This window comes from Kitasatospora albolonga, assembly GCA_002082585.1.
Taxonomy (GTDB): domain Bacteria; phylum Actinomycetota; class Actinomycetes; order Streptomycetales; family Streptomycetaceae; genus Streptomyces; species Streptomyces stephensoniae.
Window position 1 is genome coordinate 6,986,792 of the sequence record CP020563.1, and the last position, 17,117, is coordinate 7,003,908.

17 protein-coding genes are annotated in these 17,117 nt (G+C 72.1%); 13 read left to right on the forward strand and 4 right to left on the reverse strand.

All coding sequences use genetic code 11. The features are described from left to right. The first annotated feature begins 2 nt into the window (after positions 1-2). Together B7C62_30765 and B7C62_30770 are read left to right on the forward strand one after the other, a co-directional pair. Entirely contained in the window at positions 3-1,169 is a 1,167-nt protein-coding gene (locus B7C62_30765; GenBank protein ARF76170.1) for a glucokinase, read from the forward strand. Positions 1,170-1,344: 175 nt separating this feature from the next. Beyond that, on the forward strand, positions 1,345-1,941 hold the full coding sequence (locus tag B7C62_30770; protein ARF76171.1) for a hypothetical protein: 597 nt from the start codon (positions 1,345-1,347) through the stop codon (positions 1,939-1,941). A 106-nt stretch (positions 1,942-2,047) separates the two neighbouring features. Here B7C62_30770 and B7C62_30775 read toward each other — a convergent pair whose 3' ends face one another. Next, complete coding sequence (locus B7C62_30775; GenBank protein ID ARF76172.1) at positions 2,048-3,829, reverse strand: ABC transporter permease; 1,782 nt, start codon at positions 3,827-3,829, stop codon at positions 2,048-2,050. A gap of 183 nt (positions 3,830-4,012) precedes the next feature. Here B7C62_30775 and B7C62_30780 point away from each other — a divergent pair, with 183 nt between their 5' ends. The 5 genes from B7C62_30780 to B7C62_30800 all read left to right on the forward strand — a co-directional run bounded on the left by B7C62_30780 (position 4,013) and on the right by B7C62_30800 (position 9,530). Then, positions 4,013-4,612, forward strand: coding sequence for a TetR family transcriptional regulator (locus tag B7C62_30780; GenBank protein ARF76173.1), 600 nt, complete (start codon positions 4,013-4,015; stop codon positions 4,610-4,612). Between the two features lie 16 nt (positions 4,613-4,628). Beyond that, on the forward strand, positions 4,629-5,612 hold the full coding sequence (locus B7C62_30785; GenBank protein ID ARF76174.1) for an NmrA family transcriptional regulator: 984 nt from the start codon (positions 4,629-4,631) through the stop codon (positions 5,610-5,612). 1,206 nt (positions 5,613-6,818) lie between these two features. Beyond that, entirely contained in the window at positions 6,819-8,042 is a 1,224-nt protein-coding gene (locus B7C62_30790; GenBank protein ID ARF77446.1) for a 3-oxoadipate enol-lactonase, read from the forward strand. Between the two features lie 12 nt (positions 8,043-8,054). Continuing rightward, positions 8,055-8,708: an MBL fold metallo-hydrolase gene (locus B7C62_30795; GenBank protein ARF76175.1), complete on the forward strand. Its 654-nt coding sequence runs from the start codon at positions 8,055-8,057 to the stop codon at positions 8,706-8,708. Between the two features lie 42 nt (positions 8,709-8,750). Beyond that, on the forward strand, positions 8,751-9,530 hold the full coding sequence (locus B7C62_30800; protein ARF76176.1) for an exodeoxyribonuclease III: 780 nt from the start codon (positions 8,751-8,753) through the stop codon (positions 9,528-9,530). A 161-nt stretch (positions 9,531-9,691) separates the two neighbouring features. Here B7C62_30800 and B7C62_30805 read toward each other — a convergent pair whose 3' ends face one another. Continuing rightward, positions 9,692-10,471, reverse strand: a complete 780-nt coding sequence (locus tag B7C62_30805; GenBank protein ID ARF76177.1) for a dehydrogenase — start codon at positions 10,469-10,471, stop codon at positions 9,692-9,694. A 48-nt stretch (positions 10,472-10,519) separates the two neighbouring features. Beyond that, a complete protein-coding gene (locus B7C62_30810) occupies positions 10,520-11,257 on the reverse strand; it encodes an AraC family transcriptional regulator (GenBank protein ARF76178.1) in 738 nt (245 codons plus the stop codon). 54 nt (positions 11,258-11,311) lie between these two features. Here B7C62_30810 and B7C62_30815 point away from each other — a divergent pair, with 54 nt between their 5' ends. Then, on the forward strand, positions 11,312-12,487 hold the full coding sequence (locus tag B7C62_30815) for an MFS transporter (protein ARF76179.1): 1,176 nt from the start codon (positions 11,312-11,314) through the stop codon (positions 12,485-12,487). Between the two features lie 89 nt (positions 12,488-12,576). Here B7C62_30815 and B7C62_30820 read toward each other — a convergent pair whose 3' ends face one another. Then, complete coding sequence (locus B7C62_30820) at positions 12,577-12,852, reverse strand: hypothetical protein (GenBank protein ARF76180.1); 276 nt, start codon at positions 12,850-12,852, stop codon at positions 12,577-12,579. A 307-nt stretch (positions 12,853-13,159) separates the two neighbouring features. Between B7C62_30820 and B7C62_30825 the strand changes: the two genes are divergently transcribed. The 5 genes from B7C62_30825 to B7C62_30845 all read left to right on the forward strand — a co-directional run bounded on the left by B7C62_30825 (position 13,160) and on the right by B7C62_30845 (position 17,100). Beyond that, the gene (locus B7C62_30825; GenBank protein ID ARF76181.1) at positions 13,160-13,600 is read left to right on the forward strand and encodes a hypothetical protein; all 441 of its coding nucleotides are present in this window, start codon (positions 13,160-13,162) and stop codon (positions 13,598-13,600) included. Positions 13,601-13,818: 218 nt separating this feature from the next. Next, positions 13,819-14,562: a glutamate ABC transporter ATP-binding protein gene (locus B7C62_30830; protein ARF76182.1), complete on the forward strand. Its 744-nt coding sequence runs from the start codon at positions 13,819-13,821 to the stop codon at positions 14,560-14,562. A 138-nt stretch (positions 14,563-14,700) separates the two neighbouring features. Then, entirely contained in the window at positions 14,701-15,573 is an 873-nt protein-coding gene (locus B7C62_30835) for an ABC transporter substrate-binding protein (GenBank protein ARF77447.1), read from the forward strand. Between the two features lie 16 nt (positions 15,574-15,589). Further along, positions 15,590-16,234 carry an amino acid ABC transporter permease gene (locus B7C62_30840; protein ID ARF76183.1) on the forward strand — a complete coding sequence of 215 codons (645 nt, stop codon included), beginning with the start codon at positions 15,590-15,592 and terminating at the stop codon, positions 16,232-16,234. Beyond that, positions 16,231-17,100, forward strand: a complete 870-nt coding sequence (locus tag B7C62_30845; protein ID ARF76184.1) for an amino acid ABC transporter permease — start codon at positions 16,231-16,233, stop codon at positions 17,098-17,100. The genes B7C62_30840 and B7C62_30845 overlap by 4 nt, the downstream gene beginning before the upstream one ends. The last annotated feature ends 17 nt before the right edge of the window (positions 17,101-17,117 follow it).

Below are 17,117 nucleotides of genomic sequence, written 5' to 3' on the forward strand. Positions count from 1 at the left end.
CGATGAGCACGTACCGCGACTTCGCCGACCGCGGCTCCGCCCGCGCCACCGTCCTCAAGACCGTCGGCACCAAGGAGCGCCGCTCGCACCTGACCGCCCCCCGCGTCCCCACCGTCGGGATCGACATCGGCGGTACGAAGGTGATGGCGGGCGTCGTCGACGCCGACGGCAACATCCTCGAGCAGCTGCGCACCGAGACGCCCGACAAGTCCAAGAGCCCCAAGGTGGTCGAGGACACCATCGTCGAACTGGTCCTGGACCTCTCCGACCGGCACGACGTCCACGCGGTCGGTATCGGCGCGGCGGGCTGGGTGGACGCCGACCGTTCCAAGGTCCTCTTCGCCCCGCACCTCGCCTGGCGCGACGAACCCCTGCGCGACGCCATCGCCTCCCGCCTCGTCGTCCCCGTCATGGTCGACAACGACGCCAACACGGCCGCCTGGGCGGAGTGGCGCTTCGGCGCGGGCCGGGGCGAGGACCACCTCGTCATGATCACGCTCGGTACGGGGATCGGCGGCGCGATCCTGGAGGACGGCCAGGTCAAGCGCGGCAAGTACGGGGTGGCCGGTGAGTTCGGCCACATGCAGGTCGTGCCCTCGGGCCACCGCTGCCCCTGCGGCAACCGGGGCTGCTGGGAGCAGTACAGCTCCGGCAACGCCCTGGTCCGCGAGGCCAAGGAGCTGGCTGCCGCCGACTCCCCGGTCGCGCACTACCTGCTGGACCGGGTCAAGGGGAACGTCTCCGACATCACCGGCCCCCTCATCACCGAACTCGCCCGCGAGGGCGACGCGATGTGCATCGAGCTGCTCCAGGACATCGGCCAGTGGCTCGGCGTCGGCATCGCCAACCTGGCCGCCGCGCTCGACCCCTCCTGCTTCGTCATCGGAGGCGGGGTCAGCGCCGCCGACGACCTCCTGATCAACCCGGCCCGGGACGCCTTCAAGCGCCACCTCACCGGCCGCGGCTACCGCCCCGAGGCGAAGATCGCCAAGGCTCAGCTGGGCCCCGAAGCCGGTATGGTCGGCGCCGCGGACCTCGCCCGGCTGGTCGCCCGCCGGTTCCGCCGGGCCAACCGTCGCCGGGTCGAGCGGTACGAGCGGTACGCGCAGATCTACGACCAGGCGGCGAGCACCATCCGCAACACCCGCTCGACCCGCACGGTCGACTGAACCGCGGCCGCCCGCCCGGCGTCTCCGTCTCCGTACCCCATCCGTACAGAACTCGTACGGAACCCGTACGGCAGGTCCGTACGGGAAACAGCCCCCGACCCCGCCCCCCCCCGCCCCGACCTCGCCCCTACCCCGCACCCGTACTCCGCTCCGCAGCACGAGGGACCTCCTGATCATGATCGCAGCCGACCATCCCGTGGTGCCGCCCCAGTCCGACGCGCCGGGCGACGGCGAGGGCAAGCCGCCCGAGGACCGCCGACGGGTCTTCAAACGGCGGTTCATCACCGCCACGATCATCGTGCTGCTGATCGGCATCCCCGCCGGCTACCTGCTGATCTCCGCGGGCCAGAGCCGCCGCTCGGGCAAGGACAAGGAGGCCGAGGCCGCCGCGCAGGGCCTCCGCGAGGGCTGGCCCTCCCGGATGCAGCGCCGGATCTTCGAGATCCCGATCCCCGGCAACGGCGTCGGCGTCCAGTACTACGAGACGAACAACTGGAAAGCCAGCCGGATGTACGCGAAGTTCCGGACTACCTCCGCCGGGCTCGACCGCTTCCTGACCGGCGTGGGCACCGGCCGCGCGGCCCTGGAACCCGGGGTCGTCAACATCAGCGCCCGGGACATCAAGATCACCGGCTGGTACTTCGGTCCGAACGAGAACTGGGCGAGCGTCACCCACACCAACGAGAAGCCGCGCCCCACGCAGACCATCACGGTCAACATGACCGACCCGGCCAGCCCGGTCGTCTACGTCGTATCGGCGGCGACCCCCTGACCGGAACGGGCTTCTCCGCTCCCGCCTGATCCCGGCCGCCGCCGATGCCGCTGCGGTTGCGGCTGCGGCTGCCGTTGCCGCCTGCTGACGCTGCCGCCGACACCCGTCAGCCCGCCACGACCGCGCCCTCCCGCTCCTGGCCCCGGCTGCCCGTCGCGATCCGGAGGGCCGCCACCAGGTCCCGGTACAGGCCGTCGGTGACGAGGAGTTCGTCGTGCGTGCCGGTGGCCCGGCGCAGACCGTCCTCCATGACGATGATCCGGTCGGCCTCCACCACCGTGGACAGGCGGTGGGCGATGGTGATCACGGCGCCCCGGGAGGCGACGCGCACGATCGCGTCGTGGATCGCGGCCTCGGTCACTCCGTCGAGCTGGGCGGTCGCCTCGTCGAGGAGCAGGATCTCGGGCTCGCCGACCAGGGCGCGCGCCAGCGCGATGCGCTGCCGCTCGCCACCGGAGATCACCGTGCCGTCGAGCGGGGTGTCGAGACCGTTCTCCAGGGCGCGGACGCGTTCGTCGAGGCGGACGTCCCGTAGGACCGCCCAGAGTGCCTCCTCGTCCACATGGGGGTGGGTGTAGAGGAGGTTCTGCCGCAGGGTGCCCGCGACGAGGGGGGTGTCCTGTTCGACGTAGACGACGCGCTCGCGCAGATCGGCGAGGGCGTACCGGTCCAGCGGTACGCCGTCGAGGGCGACGGTCCCGCTCTCCGGCTCCAGGAAGCGGAGCACCAGCGAGAACAGCGTGGTCTTCCCGGCGCCGGAGGGGCCGACGACGGCGGTGTGCCCGCGCCGGGCTATATCGAGGTCGACCCCGTTGAGCGCCCGGGGTGCGCCGGGCGCGTAACGGGCGTGGACATCGCGGAAGGTGAGCACCGGCGTACCGCTGCCGGTGACGGGGGCCGTGGCCGGTCCGGAGGCCGAGGCCGTACGGGTGTCCTCGGCCGGCAGCTCCTGGATCTCCCTGATCCGTGCGGCGGCGGCGAGCCCGGACTGGAGCAGCGAGACGGACTGGCCGAGCTGGGTCATCGGGTCGACGACGAGGAAGGCGTACAGCAGGAAGGCGACCAGGCCGGAGACGGTCAGCTCGCCGAGGCTCACCCGCCAGGCCCCGACCCCGAGGATGACCAGGACCGCGCCCTGGAAGCCGACACCGGTCAGCGTCCAGGAGAGCGCCTCGATCCGGACACCCCGCATGCTCTGGCGGAAGGACTCGCGGGCCTCGCCGAGGATGCGGTCGCTCTCCCAGGTCTCCGCCCGGCTGGCCTTGACCGTACGGATGGCGCGCAGGGCGCCCTCCAGTACGCCGCCGAGCCGTCCGATCGCGGCCTGCGCCTCCCGCTGGACCGCCGCGAGCGGGCGCATGACCAGGCCGATCGCACCGGCGATCACGACGATCGTGATGAGCATGACCAGCAGCAGGACCCAGTCCAGGGTGGCCATCAGCACCAGGGAGCCGGTGACCAGGACCATCGAGCTGAAGAACTCCAGCGCGGTGGAGGAGGCGGCCTCCCGCAGCAGCAGGGTGTCGGAGGTGACCCGGGTGACCAGCTCGCCGGGGGAGCGGCGGCCGAGGCCCCCGACGGGGACGTGCAGCAGCCGCTTCACCATGCCGACGCGGGCGTCGAGCACGACCTGCTCGGCCAGCCGGCCGAGCATGATCAGCCTGATCCAGCCCACCCCCGAGCCGATGACCAGCAGCCCGACCAGGAGCCAGATGGCCCTGGCGATCGGGGCGCCGTCGTCGAGCCCGTCCAGGATTCCCTTGGTGGCGACCGGGGTCGCCAGGGTGGTCGCGGTGGTGACGAGGGTCAGCACGAAGGCCGTCAGCAGGGTCCACCGGTGCGGATGGACGAAGGACCAGAGCACCCGCAGGTTCGCGAAGCGCCTCACCGGATTCCCGGGTGGCCCGGCCCCTACCGCAGCCGTGTCTTCCACGTTCACGTGTCGACCCTCTCCCTCGCCTCTTTCCCCGGACCGCCTGATCGGCACTCCGGGATTCAAAAATGGAACATTGCTGTTCCAAAATAGCAGGATGATTTCCCGTCCTGGGTGTTGATCTGCTAGCTTTGGCACATGAGTAGCGCATCTGTGGAGTCCGGAACGCGAAGTCGTACACGCCGCGCCATCCTCGGCGCGGCGGCCGAGGTGCTCGCCAGGGACCGGGCCGCCACGCTCGCCGACATCGCTGAAGCCGCCGAGGTGGGGCGGAGCACGCTGCACCGCTACTTCCCCGACCGGGATGTCCTGATCAAGGCGGCCGTGGCCGACGCCTACCTGGTGATCCAGCAGTCGATCCAGGACGCGGCCGTGGACGAGGGCCCTCCCCTGGAGGCCCTGCGCCGTCTGGTCGCGGCGATGGTGGACACGGGCGACCGGATGGTGTTCCTGTACGGCGACTCCAGGGTCCTCGAGGACTTCGACGCGGAGGACGAGGGCGACGAGGAGGCGGGCGACGGGCCGGATTCCGTGCCCCGGATGATGACCGGCCTGATCGAGCGCGGTCAGGCGGACGGGGTGTTCGACCCGGACCTGGCCGTGCAGTGGGTCCAGGACACGTTGTGGGCGCTGGTCTACGCGGGCTGCGATGCGGCGGGGCGCGGCGTCCTGCCGCGGCACGGAGTCGCCGCCGCGGTCATGCGCATGCTCGAGAACGGCATTCGAACGCAGAGCTGAGGGGACGTGGGGCGCAGTGACGATCTTGGTGACCGGTGCGACCGGGAGTGTGGGGCGGCATGTGATCGGGGAGCTGCTCAGGGCGGGTGAGGACGTACGGGCCCTGACCCGCAGGCCGGAGAGTGCGGGGCTGCCCGCCGGAGTACGGGTCCTCGCGGGCGACCTGGAGCGGACGGAAACGGTCCGGGAGGCCCTGGCCGGGGTCGAGAAGCTGTTCCTCTTCCCCGTGCCGGAGGCGGCCCAGGAGGTGGTCGACCTGGCCGTGGAGGCGGGGGTGCGCCGGATCGTCGTGCTCTCCTCCGCCGCCGTCACCGCGGGCTGGGACACCGACTTCCACCTGCCCGTCGAACGGGCCGTGGAGGCGTCCGGAGTGGAGTGGACCCATGTCCGGCCCGGCGAGTTCGCCGTCAACTCCCTGCATATGTGGGGGCCTTCGGTCCGGGCTCGCCGTACGGTCGTCGATCCGTACCCCGACAGCGCCGGAACCCCGGTCCATGAGTGGGACATCGCCGACGTGGTGGCCGCCGCGCTCGTCGAGGACCGGCACACGGGCATCGCCTACACCCTGTCGGGGCCGCAGGAGGTGACCAACCGGGAGAAGGTGGCCGCGATCGCCGAGGCCATCGGTGAGGAGATCCGCATCGAGACGGTGACCGCGGCCGAGGCCCGCGCCTTCTACCACGCGCAGGGCGGCTGGGCCGCGGCCAACGCCGACTTCCTCTTCGGTTACGAGGACTACTCCGGCGCCGAGTTGGGCCCTGGTGCCGAGTGGGAACCGGGTGCCGCGTCGGGTCCTGGTGCCGGGTCGGACTCCGTTGCCGGGTCGGGCCCCGGCGGCTCCGGCGAGTCCGGCGACGAGGGCGACGAGGGCGACAAGGCTCAGGAGGAGCAGGCGGAACCCGGGGCGACCCCGGGGGCGGTGACCGCCGACACGGTGACCGGCCGGCCCGCGCGCCCGTACACCGCGTGGGCGCGCGACCACGCCGCCGACTTCCGCTGACTGCTGCTTCGGCGCAGGGGGCGTCGGAGGGTGCCCCGGCCCTCGTCCGGCCGGGGCCCGGGGTAAGGGGCCTGGGGCCGCGATCCCGGTGGGTACGGGGCCTGGGATACGGGTCCCGGGACCGCGATCCGTGCCGGGCGTTCGGGCCGTGTCGAGCGTTCGGGGCAGGATCGCGGCCGTGTCGAGCGCTCGGGCCGGACCGCGGCCCCGGGTCGTCCCCCGGCCGTCCCCGGGACGGCCGCTCTTCGGACGCGTGGGCGGCCTCCCCGGCGACCCCCTGCCCGGGGAGCGGGCGGGCCGCTCACTACCCTGGAGCGAGTGAGTGAGTTGAGCGAGACGACCCCGCAGCCCGCCCGGCCCCCGCGCACGGCCGATCCCGAACCCCCGCAGGACGAGGTGATCCCGCCTCTGACCCCGGCTCCCGTGCCCGGGCAGCCGTACACGCAGGCCCCGGGGCCTGCGGCCGGTCACCCTCCCCGGTCGGCCACCCCGCCCCCGCAGCCGGTCGCCCCGGCTCCGCAGCGGATACCCGCCGAGCCCGGACAGCCGACCCTCGGCCCGCAGTACGCCCAGCCCGAGCCGGGCCCGCAGTTCTCCGAGCCGCAGGCCGTACCGGGCCCTCATACGCAGCCCGCCCCCGGCCCCCGGTTCGCCGAGCCTCGGCCCGCGCCGGGACCGCAGGCCCAGCCCGAGCCCGGCCCGCACGCGCAGCTCGCACCGGGCCCGCAGTTCTCCGAGCCGCAGGCCGTACCTGGCCCGCATACGCAGCCCGCACCGGGTCCCCGGTTCTCCGAGCCCCCGTCCGCACCGGACCCGCACCGGCAGCCCGAGCCCGGCCCGCAGGCCGTACCGGGACCGCATGCCCACCCCGCGCCGGACGCGCAGTTCTCCGGCCCCCCGTCCGTACCGGACCCGCACGCCCGCCCCGCCCCCGGACTGCAGTTCGACGAGCCCCACCTCACCCCCGGCCCTCAGTTCGCCGACGTACAGGTTCCGCAAACGGCCCCCGGCCTGCCGCACGTGCCGACGGGGCCCGGACCGCAGCACGTCCCGTCGCAGGCTCCGCAGCAGCCCCACGGCGTCGGCGGTGTACAGCCGGGCGGTGCGGCGGGTCAGGGGGCGCAGCCCGGGCCCGGGGCGGCGCAGGGGCCTCAGGGTGGCGCGCTCCTCCAGTACCGGTTCGACGGTCCCGAGGACGCCCCCGTCCTGGTGATCGGGCCCTCCCTCGGGACGACCTGGCATATGTGGGACCGTCAGATACCCGAGCTGTCCCAGCACTGGCGGGTCTTCCGCTACGACCTGCCCGGCCACGGCGGCGCCCCCGCCCACGCGGCCCACTCCGTCGTCGAGCTGGCGGACCGGCTGCTCGCGACGCTCGACGGGCTCGGGGTCCAGCGGTTCGGCTATGTGGGCTGCTCGATCGGCGGGGCGGTCGGCGCCGACCTGGCCCTGCGCCACCCGCACCGGATCGCCTCGCTGGCGCTCGTCGCCTCCTCGCCCCGGTTCGGCACCGCCGACGAGTTCCGTCAGCGCGGGGTGATCGTCCGCACCAACGGCCTGGAGCCGATGGCCCGCACCGCGCCGGAGCGCTGGTTCACCCCCGGCTTCGCCGCCGCGCAGCCCGCCATCGTGGAGTGGGCCGTACAGATGGTCCGCACCACCGACCCCGGCTGCTACATCGCGGCCTGCGAGGCGCTGGCGGCCTTCGACATCCGCGACCACCTGGGCCGGATCGGTGTCCCGACGCTGGTCCTGGTCGGCGCGGAGGACCAGGTCACCGGGCCCGCCGAGGCGCGCACGCTGGTCGCCGGGATACCGGACGCCCGCCTCGCGCTCGTCCCCGGCGCCTCCCATCTGGCCCCGGTCGAGCAGCCCGCGGCCGTCTGCGACCTGCTGCTGACGCACTTCTCCGCCGCCTGGCAGGACGCGCCCACCGCCCTCACGGTGGCGCCCCCGGTCCCCGGGCCCGCGACCCCCGCCACCCCGTTCGCACCTCTCGCCGAGATCGCCCCGGCGCCCGGCGCGCCCGAGGCCGCGGGGCCGGAGCGGGGCGACCGGTACGAGCGGGGCACGAAGGTGCGCCGCGAGGTGCTGGGGGACGCCCATGTCGACGCGGTGAACGCCTCGGCCGACGCGTTCACCGAGGACTTCCAGGAGCTGGTCACCCGGTACGCCTGGGGTGAGGTCTGGAGCCGGGACGGGCTCGACCGCCGCACCCGCAGCTGCGTCACCCTCACCGCGCTCGTCGCCTCCGGCCACCTGGAGGGGCTGGCCGCGCACACCCGCGCGGCTCTGCGCAACGGCCTGACGCCCGCCGAGATCAAGGAGGTTCTGCTCCAGAGCGCCGTCTACTGCGGCATCCCGGCCGCCGGAGCCGCCTTCACGATCGCGCAGTCCGTGATCCAGGAGGAAACCACCCCGCCCGCATAGCAGGATGGACCCATGAACGCATCTCCCGAGGGACTCACGCTCACCAAGAAGACCCACTCCTGCGTGCGGATCGAGAAGGAGGGGCGCGTCCTGGTCATCGACCCGGGCGGCTTCTCCGAGGACGACGCGGCCCTGGGCGCCGACGTACTCCTGGTCACGCACGAGCACCCGGACCACTTCAACGAGGCGCGGCTGCGGGCGGGGCTCGAGGCCAATCCGGCGGCGGAGGTCTGGACGCTGCGGAGCGTGGCGGACCAGCTCTCGGCCGCCTTCCCGGGGCGCGTGCACACGGTGGGCGACGGCGACGCGTTCTCGGCGGCCGGGTTCGACGTCACCGTGCACGGGGAGCTGCACGCGGTGATCCACCCGGACATCCCGAGGATCACCAACGTCGGCTTCCTGGTGGACGGTTCGGTCTTCCACCCCGGCGACGCGCTCACCGTCCCCGACCGCCCCGTGGACACCCTGCTGCTGCCGGTGATGGCCCCCTGGAACAAGATCTCCGAGGTCATCGACTACGTACGCGAGGTGAAGCCGCGCCGTGCGATCGATGTCCACGACGCCCTGCTCACGGACCTCGCGAGGCCGATCTACGACAACCAGATCGGTGCCCTGGGCGGCGCCGACCACGGCCGGCTGGCCCCGGGAGGCGTCACGGAACTGTGAGCCCGGCGGCCGCTGTCAGTGGGAGCCGCTAGGTTGGCTGCCATGCGCATCGCGACCTATAACGTCAATTCGATCACCGCCCGGCTGCCGAGGCTCCTGGCCTGGCTGGAGAGCAGCGGCACCGATGTGCTGTGCGTCCAGGAGACCAAGTGCACGGCCGAGCAGTTCCCCGCCGAAGCCCTCCGCGAGCTGGGGTACGAGTCCGCCGTCAACGCCACGGGCCGGTGGAACGGGGTCGCGCTGCTCTCCCGGGTCGGCCTCGCCGACGTCGTCACCGGGCTGCCCGGCGGCCCGGAGTACGACGGGGCGCAGGAGCCCCGCGCGATCTCCGCGACCTGCGGCCCGGTGCGGCTCTGGTCGGTCTACGTCCCCAACGGCCGGGAGGTCGAGCACCCGCACTACGCGTACAAGCTGGCCTGGCTGGAGGCCCTGCGGAAGGCCGTGGCGGCGGACGCGGCGGGGGCGACGCCGTTCGCGGTCCTGGGCGACTTCAATGTGGCCCCGACCGACGAGGACGTCTGGGACCCGGCGCTCTTCGAGGGCGCCACGCACGTCACGCCCGCCGAGCGCGCCGCCCTCTCGGCCCTGGAGGGGGAGGGGCTGGGCGAGGTCGTCCCCCGCCCGCTCAAGTACGACCGCGCGTACACCTTCTGGGACTACCGGGAGCTCCGCTTCCCCAAGAACAAGGGCATGCGGATCGACCTGACCTTCGGCAACCCCGCGTTCACCGCCGCCGTCAAGGACAGTTACGTCGACCGCGAGGAGCGCAAGGGCAAGGGCGCCTCCGACCACGCCCCCGTGGTGGTGGACCTCGACCTCTGAGCCCGAGCCGCGAGGGCCGGCCGCTGAGCCCGAGCCGCTGCGGGGTGGTCCGGGGAGGCTCCGAGCCGCTGCGGGCGGCCCGGGAGGGCCCGGACCGCCGAGGGGCGGCGGTCCGGGGAGGGCGGTGGCGGGCTCAGTGCACCGAGAACCCGCCGTCCACCTCAGTGCACCGAGAACCCGCCGTCCACAAAGACCGACTGCCCGGTGACGTACGCGGAGGACCGCCCCGCCAGGAACACCGCCGCCCCCGCGAAGTCGTCCACCAGCCCGTTGCGGCCGACCAGCGTGCGGGCGGCGAGCGCGGCGACCTTCTCCGGGTCGGCGGAGAGCTGGGTGTTGAGCGGCGTCGGAACGAACCCCGGCACCAGGGTGTTCACGGTGACGCCGTACGGTGACCACGCCTCGGCCTGGGAGCGGGCCAGCGACTCCAGGGCGCCCTTGGACACCCCGTACGCCCCGCTGTTCACAAAGGCCCGGTGCGCCTGCTGCGAGGTGATGTGGATGATCCGCCCGTACCCCCGCTCGGCCATCCCGGGGCCGAACCGCTGTCCCAGCAGGAACGGCGCCTTGAGGTTCACCGTCATCGTGGTGTCCCAGACGTCCTCGCCGAGCTCACCGAACGGCGGACGCAGGTTGATCCCGGCGCAGTTGACGAGGATGTCCGGCTCCCCGAAGGCTTCGACTGCCCCCTCGGCCGCCGTACGCACCCCCTCGGCGGTCCCCAGATCGGCGCTCACCCAGGCGGCCCGGCACCCCTCGGCCTCCAGCTCCCCGACGGTCGCCTTCAGCTCGGCCTCCCGCCGGGCCACGACGACCACGCTCGCCCCGGCCCGGGCGAGGGCGTCGGTGATGCCCCGCCCGATCCCGGAGCTGCCTCCGGTCACCACGGCGACCCGTCCGGCCAGCGAGAACAGCTCCGACAGATACGTATGCGTACTCATGTTCGTACCTTAGTGGTCCCGTGGAGCCGTGACCGGGACCGGGGGAGTTCAGCGGTGTCTGCCCGGGGTGTGGCCGTACGCCCGGCGGAAGACGTCGATGAAGGCACTGGCGGACGCCCAGCCGCAGCGGTGCGCCACGGTGGTGACCGGGGTGTCCTCCGCCAGCAGGACCAGGGCCTCGTAGAGGCGCAGCTGGGTGCGCCACTGGGGGAACGTCATGCCCAGTTCGGAGGCGAAGAGCCGGGACAGCGTGCGGGCACTCGCACCGGCCTCCCGGCTCAGGGCGTCCAGGGTGCGCCGGTCCGCCGGGTCGGCGCGCAGGATGTCGCAGATCCGGGCGAGGCGGGTGTCGGTGGGGGCGGGCAGCTGGACCGGCTGCTGCGGTGAGGCCGCCAACTGGTCCAGCAGCACGGCCCGCAGGCGCCGGCGCTCCGGACCGCCGTCGTCGGGGGTGTCGGTGCAGGCCCGGATCAGCTCCCGCAGCAGGGGGTTCACGGTCAGTACGGCCGGTGCGTCCAGCCCCAGCGGGTTCTCCGCCGGGGGCAGTCCGAGCAGCCGCAGTTCCAGCGTCCCGTGGGCGCGGTGGGCGTGCACGGTTCCGGCCGGTATCCAGATGGCCCGGTTCGCCGGTGCGATCCAGGTCCCCGCCCCGGTGGTGACGGCCAGGACACCCCGCGCGGCATAGACGATCTGGTGGTCCTCGTGGCGGTGGGGATCGATGTCCGATCCCGCCGCGAGCCACTGGGTCCGGGTCGGCGCGACCGGCTGATGGCGGATCTCGGTCATGGCTTGTCTTTATATCGGAAGTCCGACAGCCGGGGGCGTGGCGACGATGGCCGCGTGGCGAAAAACAGAGCGATAACCCTGCTGTCCATCGGGCATGCCTGCGTCGACGTCTACCAGGGCGCGGTCGCCGCGCTCGTCCCGTACTTCGTCGCGGAACGCGCCTACACCTACGCCGCGGCCTCCGGCATCGTGCTGGCCGCGTCGCTGCTGTCCTCCGTGGTGCAGCCCCTCTTCGGGATGGCGGCCGACCGCCGGACCATGCCCTGGCTGCTCCCCGTGAGCACCCTCGTCGCGGGCTCGGGGATCGCCGTCAGCGGGCTCACCGGCTCCTACGGGCCGACCCTGCTGTTCGTGGGCATCGGCGGGATCGGCGTGGCCGCGTACCACCCGGAGTCCGCCCGTGTCGCCCGGATCGCGAGCAGGGGCAGCCATACGGCGATGGGGTGGTTCTCGCTGGGCGGCAACCTCGGCTTCGCCCTCGCGCCCGTCCTCGTGGCCGCGGCCGTCGGTGCGGGCGGCCTGGGACTGACCCCGCTGCTCGTGCTCCCCGCCCTCGTCGGCAGCCTGCTTACCCTGCCGGTGCTGCGGGGTCTGGAGCGCGTCGGGTCCGGGGCCCCGGGACCGGGCGGGGCACCCCGGGGCCCCGACGACATCGCCTCGTTCGTGAGGCTCGCCCTGGCCGTGGTCTGCCGGTCGGTCGTCTTCGTCGGCCTGAGCACCTTCATCGCGTTCTACGCGCGCGAGCGCACGGGCGGCGGCGCGACGGCCGGGACCGCCGCCCTGGTCGTGCTCTACCTCGGCGGCGCGGTCGGCACGGTCCTGGGCGGAGCTCTCGCCGAACGCCGGGACCGCGTCACCGTGGTGCGCGGGTCCTATCTGCTCGCCGTGGCCGCCGTGGCGGGGCTGGTCCTGGTGCCGGGCCCGGCCTTCTACGGGTTCGTCGCCCTGACCTCGGCAGGGCTGTACATCCCGTTCTCGCTCCAGGTGACCCTGGCGCAGGACTATCTGCCCAGCCGTGTCGGTACGGCCGCCGGTGTCACCCTGGGGCTGACGATCAGCGTCGGCGGCCTGTTCAGCCCCCTGATCGGACGCCTGGCCGACATCACCTCCCTGCGGACCGCCCTGATGCCGCTCATCGCGATGCCCGCCCTGGCCTGGCTCCTCCTCCGCACCCTCACGGAACCGGCCGTACCGGACGCCCCGCACGGAGCCGCCCGGGGCCGGGCATGAGCGCGGACAGCGCGTCGGCCGGTGGTTGGGCCCCACACCCCCGGTGGGGCCCAACCACCGGCCGACGCGGCACCGGTGAGGGGTTCAGCTCACGCGTTGGCCACCACGGCGCCGAGGATCATGCCGCCGACCAGGCCCACCGCACTGACCACGATGGCGATCGTCGCGAGCCGCTCGTGCCGGACGGTCTTGGCGACGATGGCGAGTATCACGCCGACCACACCGAAGACGATCGGCAGAAAGATCAGCGAGATGACGCCCAGCACCATCGCGATGATGCTCAGCACATTGCCCGTCGAGGCGGGCTGCGGCGCACCGCCGTGGGGCTGCTGGCCGGACTGCTGGTTGCCGTACTGCGTCGTCATCTGCCGCTCCTTCGGGACAATCACCCTGAGACCTGATCGCGAGTCGGACCGGCCCAACCCCCGGGTACCCCCAACTTCTCAGCTGACACAGCGACTTCGCCCCGGACGGCGGTGAGTTCCGTCGCTCCTCCCGGAGGGGATTCCCCGGGGAAGGTCCTGGGTGAGAGGCACTGGGTGGAGCCCTGGCTGAGGGGCCCTGGGAGGCGGGCCCCTTCACCGGGTCGCGGCCGGTTCGACCGGCAGCTCCTTCGGCCCGGCGCCGCGCGCCCTGTGGTGCGCAACCGGGCAGGGATGGGACCCTAGTGGTATGAACATCCCTTTCTTGGACAACTGGCGTAAGCGTCAGGAGGGTACGCGGCGGCGGACGCTCGCGGCCGCCGTCGAGGCGGACCCCGACGGTGCGGCCGAGCTGCTCGCCGAATGCGAGCTGCTGCGTGTCCGGGCGGGGCAGCAAGGACTCGAACTGGACGACACCCCCGCCTCGTTGGCCGCCCTGGACCAGCTGCCGCCCCGCTGGCGCGACGACCCCGAGGAGCTGCCCTGGCTGGGCAACGACGCCGGTCTCTATCTGGGCACCGTCCTCGTGCGGACCGTTCCGGGGGCCACGTGGGACATCTGGCCGAGCGGGCAGCCCGTGGTGCGGCTGGAGTCCGGGCGGGAGATCGACGTCGTCACCGCCGGGCTGGACTGGGCGATGTCGGGCAGCCCCGAACTCTCCCAGGTCTACGCGGAGTCGGCCGAGAACTAGGAATTACGCCTCGGTGGCCGGGAGCCGGAACCGAGCCCTGGTGGCCGGGGACCGGAGACCGGACGCCGGAACCAGGCGCCGGAGCCAGCCTCCAGAATCGGGCCTCTATGGAGATAAACAGCCTTTTGCGCCATTTACGCGTGTCGGGTGCGAAGTCCCTTTTCGCGATGGATAGTTTGCGCTGACCTCGACACAGCGACAAGTGGGTAGGGCAGCGCATGGCCGTCGATCCGTTGATCGAACTGAGGGACGTCAACAAACACTTCGGAGAGTTGCACGTACTTCAGGACATCAATCTCACCGTCGGCCGCGGGGAGGTGGTGGTGGTCATCGGCCCCTCCGGCTCCGGGAAATCCACCCTCTGCCGGGCGGTCAACCGGCTGGAGACGATCGAGTCCGGCTCCATCCTGATCGACGGCAGACCCCTCCCCGAGGAGGGCAAGGGCCTGGCCCAGCTCCGCGCCGAAGTCGGCATGGTCTTCCAGTCGTTCAACCTCTTCGCCCACAAGACCGTGCTGGCCAATGTGTCCCTGGCCCAGATCAAGGTCCGCAAGCGCAAGAAGGAGGAGGCCGACCGGCGCTCCCGGGAACTGCTGGAGCGGGTCGGCCTCGCCGCCCACGCCGACAAGTTCCCCGCCCAGCTCTCCGGCGGCCAGCAGCAGCGCGTGGCCATCGCCCGCGCCCTGGCCATGGACCCCAAGGCGCTGCTCTTCGACGAGCCCACCTCCGCGCTCGACCCCGAGATGATCAACGAGGTGCTGGAGGTCATGCAGCAGCTCGCCCGGGACGGCATGACCATGGTCGTGGTCACCCATGAGATGGGCTTCGCCCGGTCCGCCGCCAACCGTGTGGTCTTCATGTCCGACGGCTGTGTCATCGAGGACCGCGCCCCGGAGGACTTCTTCACCTCCCCGGAGAGCGACCGCGCCAAGGACTTCCTGTCCAAGATCCTCAAGCACTGACGGGAGGCCCCCATGTTGCGTACCCCCAGCGACCGTACGTACGACCGCACGCAGGGCCGCACCCGCGACCGTGTCCGCGACCGAGCACAGGGCCGCCCGCGCGCCCGCCGCCGCGGCACGGCCCTCGCGCTCGGCCTCCTGCTCACCGTGCTCGCCGCCGCCTGCGGCAAGGACGGCAGCCCGCCGGTCAAGGGCCCGGCGCCCGAGGCGCTGCCCGTCTACCAGGTGAACCAGGGCTTCGACCTGCCCGCGTCGCCCACCTGGCGGAAGGCGGAGCGGCGCGGCTATCTGGTCGTCGGTGCCAAGGAGGACCAGCCCTATCTGGGCGAGAAGGACCCGGCCGGCGGCGTCTACTCCGGCTTCGACATCGAGATCGCCCGGATGCTGGCGGCCTCGCTCGGCTTCGAACCGGACACCATCCGCTTCCGGACCATCGCCTCCGCCAACCGTGAGACCGCCCTCCAGAACGGTCAGATCGACTACTACGTCGGCACCTACACCATCAACGACATGCGCAAGAAGCTCGTCGGCTTCGCCGGGCCCTACTACATGGCCGGTCAGGGACTCCTGGTCCGCACCGACGAGGACGACATCAAGGGCCCCCAGGACCTGGACGGCAGGACGGTCTGCTCGGCGGCCGGGTCGACGCCCTACCAGCGGATCGCCGAGGACTACCCCAAGGCGGTGCTCGTCGCCTACGACACGTACTCGATCTGCGTCGACAACCTGCTGACGTACCAGGTCGACGCCGTCACCACCGACGACGCGATCCTGCTGGGCTTCGCGGCCAAGGCGCCCGACGAGATGAAGGTGGTCGGCAAGCCCTTCTCCGAGGAGCCGTACGGCATCGGCGTCCCCCGCAACGACAACGCGCTGCGGGCCGCGCTCAACGACGCGCTGGAGGCCAACGAGAAGAACGGCAACTGGAAGAAGGCGTTCGAAGCGACGCTGGGGCGCTCCGGCGTGCCCGCGCCGACCCCGCCGCCCATCGACCGCTACCCGGCGAACTGAGGGGACGGCCCCACCCATGGATGTACTGACCGACAACTTCTCCCTCTACGGAGAGGGCTTCCTCGGCACCGTCGAGCTGACCGTCTACTCCTCGGCCCTGGCCCTCGCCCTCGGCTTCGTCATGGCCTCCTTCCGGGTCGCCCCCGTCGGCTCCCTGCGGGTGCTGGGCACCGTCTGGGTGACCGTGCTCCGCAACACCCCGCTGACGCTGCTGTTCTTCGCGGTCCTCCTCGGACTGCCCCGCTTCGGCCTCGTCCTGCCCTTCCAGCTCTTCGCCGTCCTGGCGCTCGGCTGCTACACCTCCGCGTTCATCTGCGAGGTGCTGCGCTCCGGCATCAACACCGTGCCCACCGGGCAGGGCGAGGCCGCCCGCACGCTCGGGATGAGCTTCGGCCAGACCCTGGGCAACGTCGTCCTGCCACAGGCGTTCCGCTCGGTGATCCCGCCCATCGGCTCGACCCTGATCGCGCTGGCCAAGAACTCCGCGATCGCCGGGGCGTTCAGCGTCACCGAACTGCTCGGCACCTACCGGACGCTCAACGAGCTGGGCTACAGCATCATCTGGACGTTCATCTGGATCGCCGTCGGCTACCTGATCATCACCCTCACCATCAGCGCGCTCTTCCATGTGATGGAGAAGCGCTGGGGAGTCGCACGATGACCCACTCCGCCCCCACGCCCACCGCGCTCTACGACATCCCCGGCCCGCAGGCCCGCAAACGGCATCTCGTCTACGGGATCGTCTCGACGGCCCTGATCCTCGCCCTCGTCGGCTGGATCGTCTATCTCCTCTTCGACACCGACCAGTTCACCGCCGAGAAGTGGCGCCCCTTCCAGTACAAGGGCATCCAGGAACTGCTGCTGCGCGGACTCGGCAACACGCTCAAGGCGTTCGCGTACGCCGCCGTCCTCTCCCTCGCGCTCGGCGCGGTCCTCGCGGTCGGCCGGCTCTCCGTGCACCGCCCGGTCCGCTGGGTCTCCACCCTGCTGGTCGAGTTCTTCCGGGCCATGCCGGTGCTGGTGATGATCTTCTTCATCTTCGTGGCGCTGAAGGTCCAGGCGCTGCCCGCCCTGGTCGCCGGACTGACCCTCTACAACGGCTCGGTCCTCGCGGAGGTCTTCCGGACCGGGATCAACTCCGTCGACCGGGGCCAGCGGGAGGCCGCGTACGCGCTCGGGATGCGCAAGACGCAGGTCACGACGTTCGTCCTGGCCCCGCAGGCGGTACGCGCGATGCTGCCGACCATCATCAGTCAGCTGGTGGTCGCGCTCAAGGACACCTCACTGGGTTACCTGATCACCTACGAGGAATTCCTCCACGCCGGGAAGCTGATCGCGTCGAATCTCGACTACGGTCTTCCCTTCATCCCCGTCGTGATGGTGATCTCTCCGATCTATATCGGTCTGTGCATGCTGCTCTCGTGGTTTGCCACCTGGGTGGCGCGGCGGCAGCGGCGCAGTCCGAAGACGGAGGCGGTGGGGGTGGCCCCGGCCGAGCCGGGGAAGCTGCTGCCGGGAGGTCAGTAGCCGAGCATGTCCCGCCC

Coding starts and splice junctions, on each gene's coding strand:
- B7C62_30765 (ARF76170.1), top strand. CDS start 3: ATGAGCACGTACCGCGACTTCGCCGACCGCGGCTCCGCCCGCGCCACC.
- B7C62_30770 (ARF76171.1), top strand. CDS start 1,345: ATGATCGCAGCCGACCATCCCGTGGTGCCGCCCCAGTCCGACGCGCCG.
- B7C62_30780 (ARF76173.1), top strand. CDS start 4,013: ATGAGTAGCGCATCTGTGGAGTCCGGAACGCGAAGTCGTACACGCCGC.
- B7C62_30795 (ARF76175.1), top strand. CDS start 8,055: ATGAACGCATCTCCCGAGGGACTCACGCTCACCAAGAAGACCCACTCC.
- B7C62_30800 (ARF76176.1), top strand. CDS start 8,751: ATGCGCATCGCGACCTATAACGTCAATTCGATCACCGCCCGGCTGCCG.
- B7C62_30805 (ARF76177.1), bottom strand. CDS start 10,471: ATGAGTACGCATACGTATCTGTCGGAGCTGTTCTCGCTGGCCGGACGG.
- B7C62_30810 (ARF76178.1), bottom strand. CDS start 11,257: ATGACCGAGATCCGCCATCAGCCGGTCGCGCCGACCCGGACCCAGTGG.
- B7C62_30820 (ARF76180.1), bottom strand. CDS start 12,852: ATGACGACGCAGTACGGCAACCAGCAGTCCGGCCAGCAGCCCCACGGC.
- B7C62_30825 (ARF76181.1), top strand. CDS start 13,160: ATGAACATCCCTTTCTTGGACAACTGGCGTAAGCGTCAGGAGGGTACG.
- B7C62_30830 (ARF76182.1), top strand. CDS start 13,819: ATGGCCGTCGATCCGTTGATCGAACTGAGGGACGTCAACAAACACTTC.
- B7C62_30840 (ARF76183.1), top strand. CDS start 15,590: ATGGATGTACTGACCGACAACTTCTCCCTCTACGGAGAGGGCTTCCTC.
- B7C62_30845 (ARF76184.1), top strand. CDS start 16,231: ATGACCCACTCCGCCCCCACGCCCACCGCGCTCTACGACATCCCCGGC.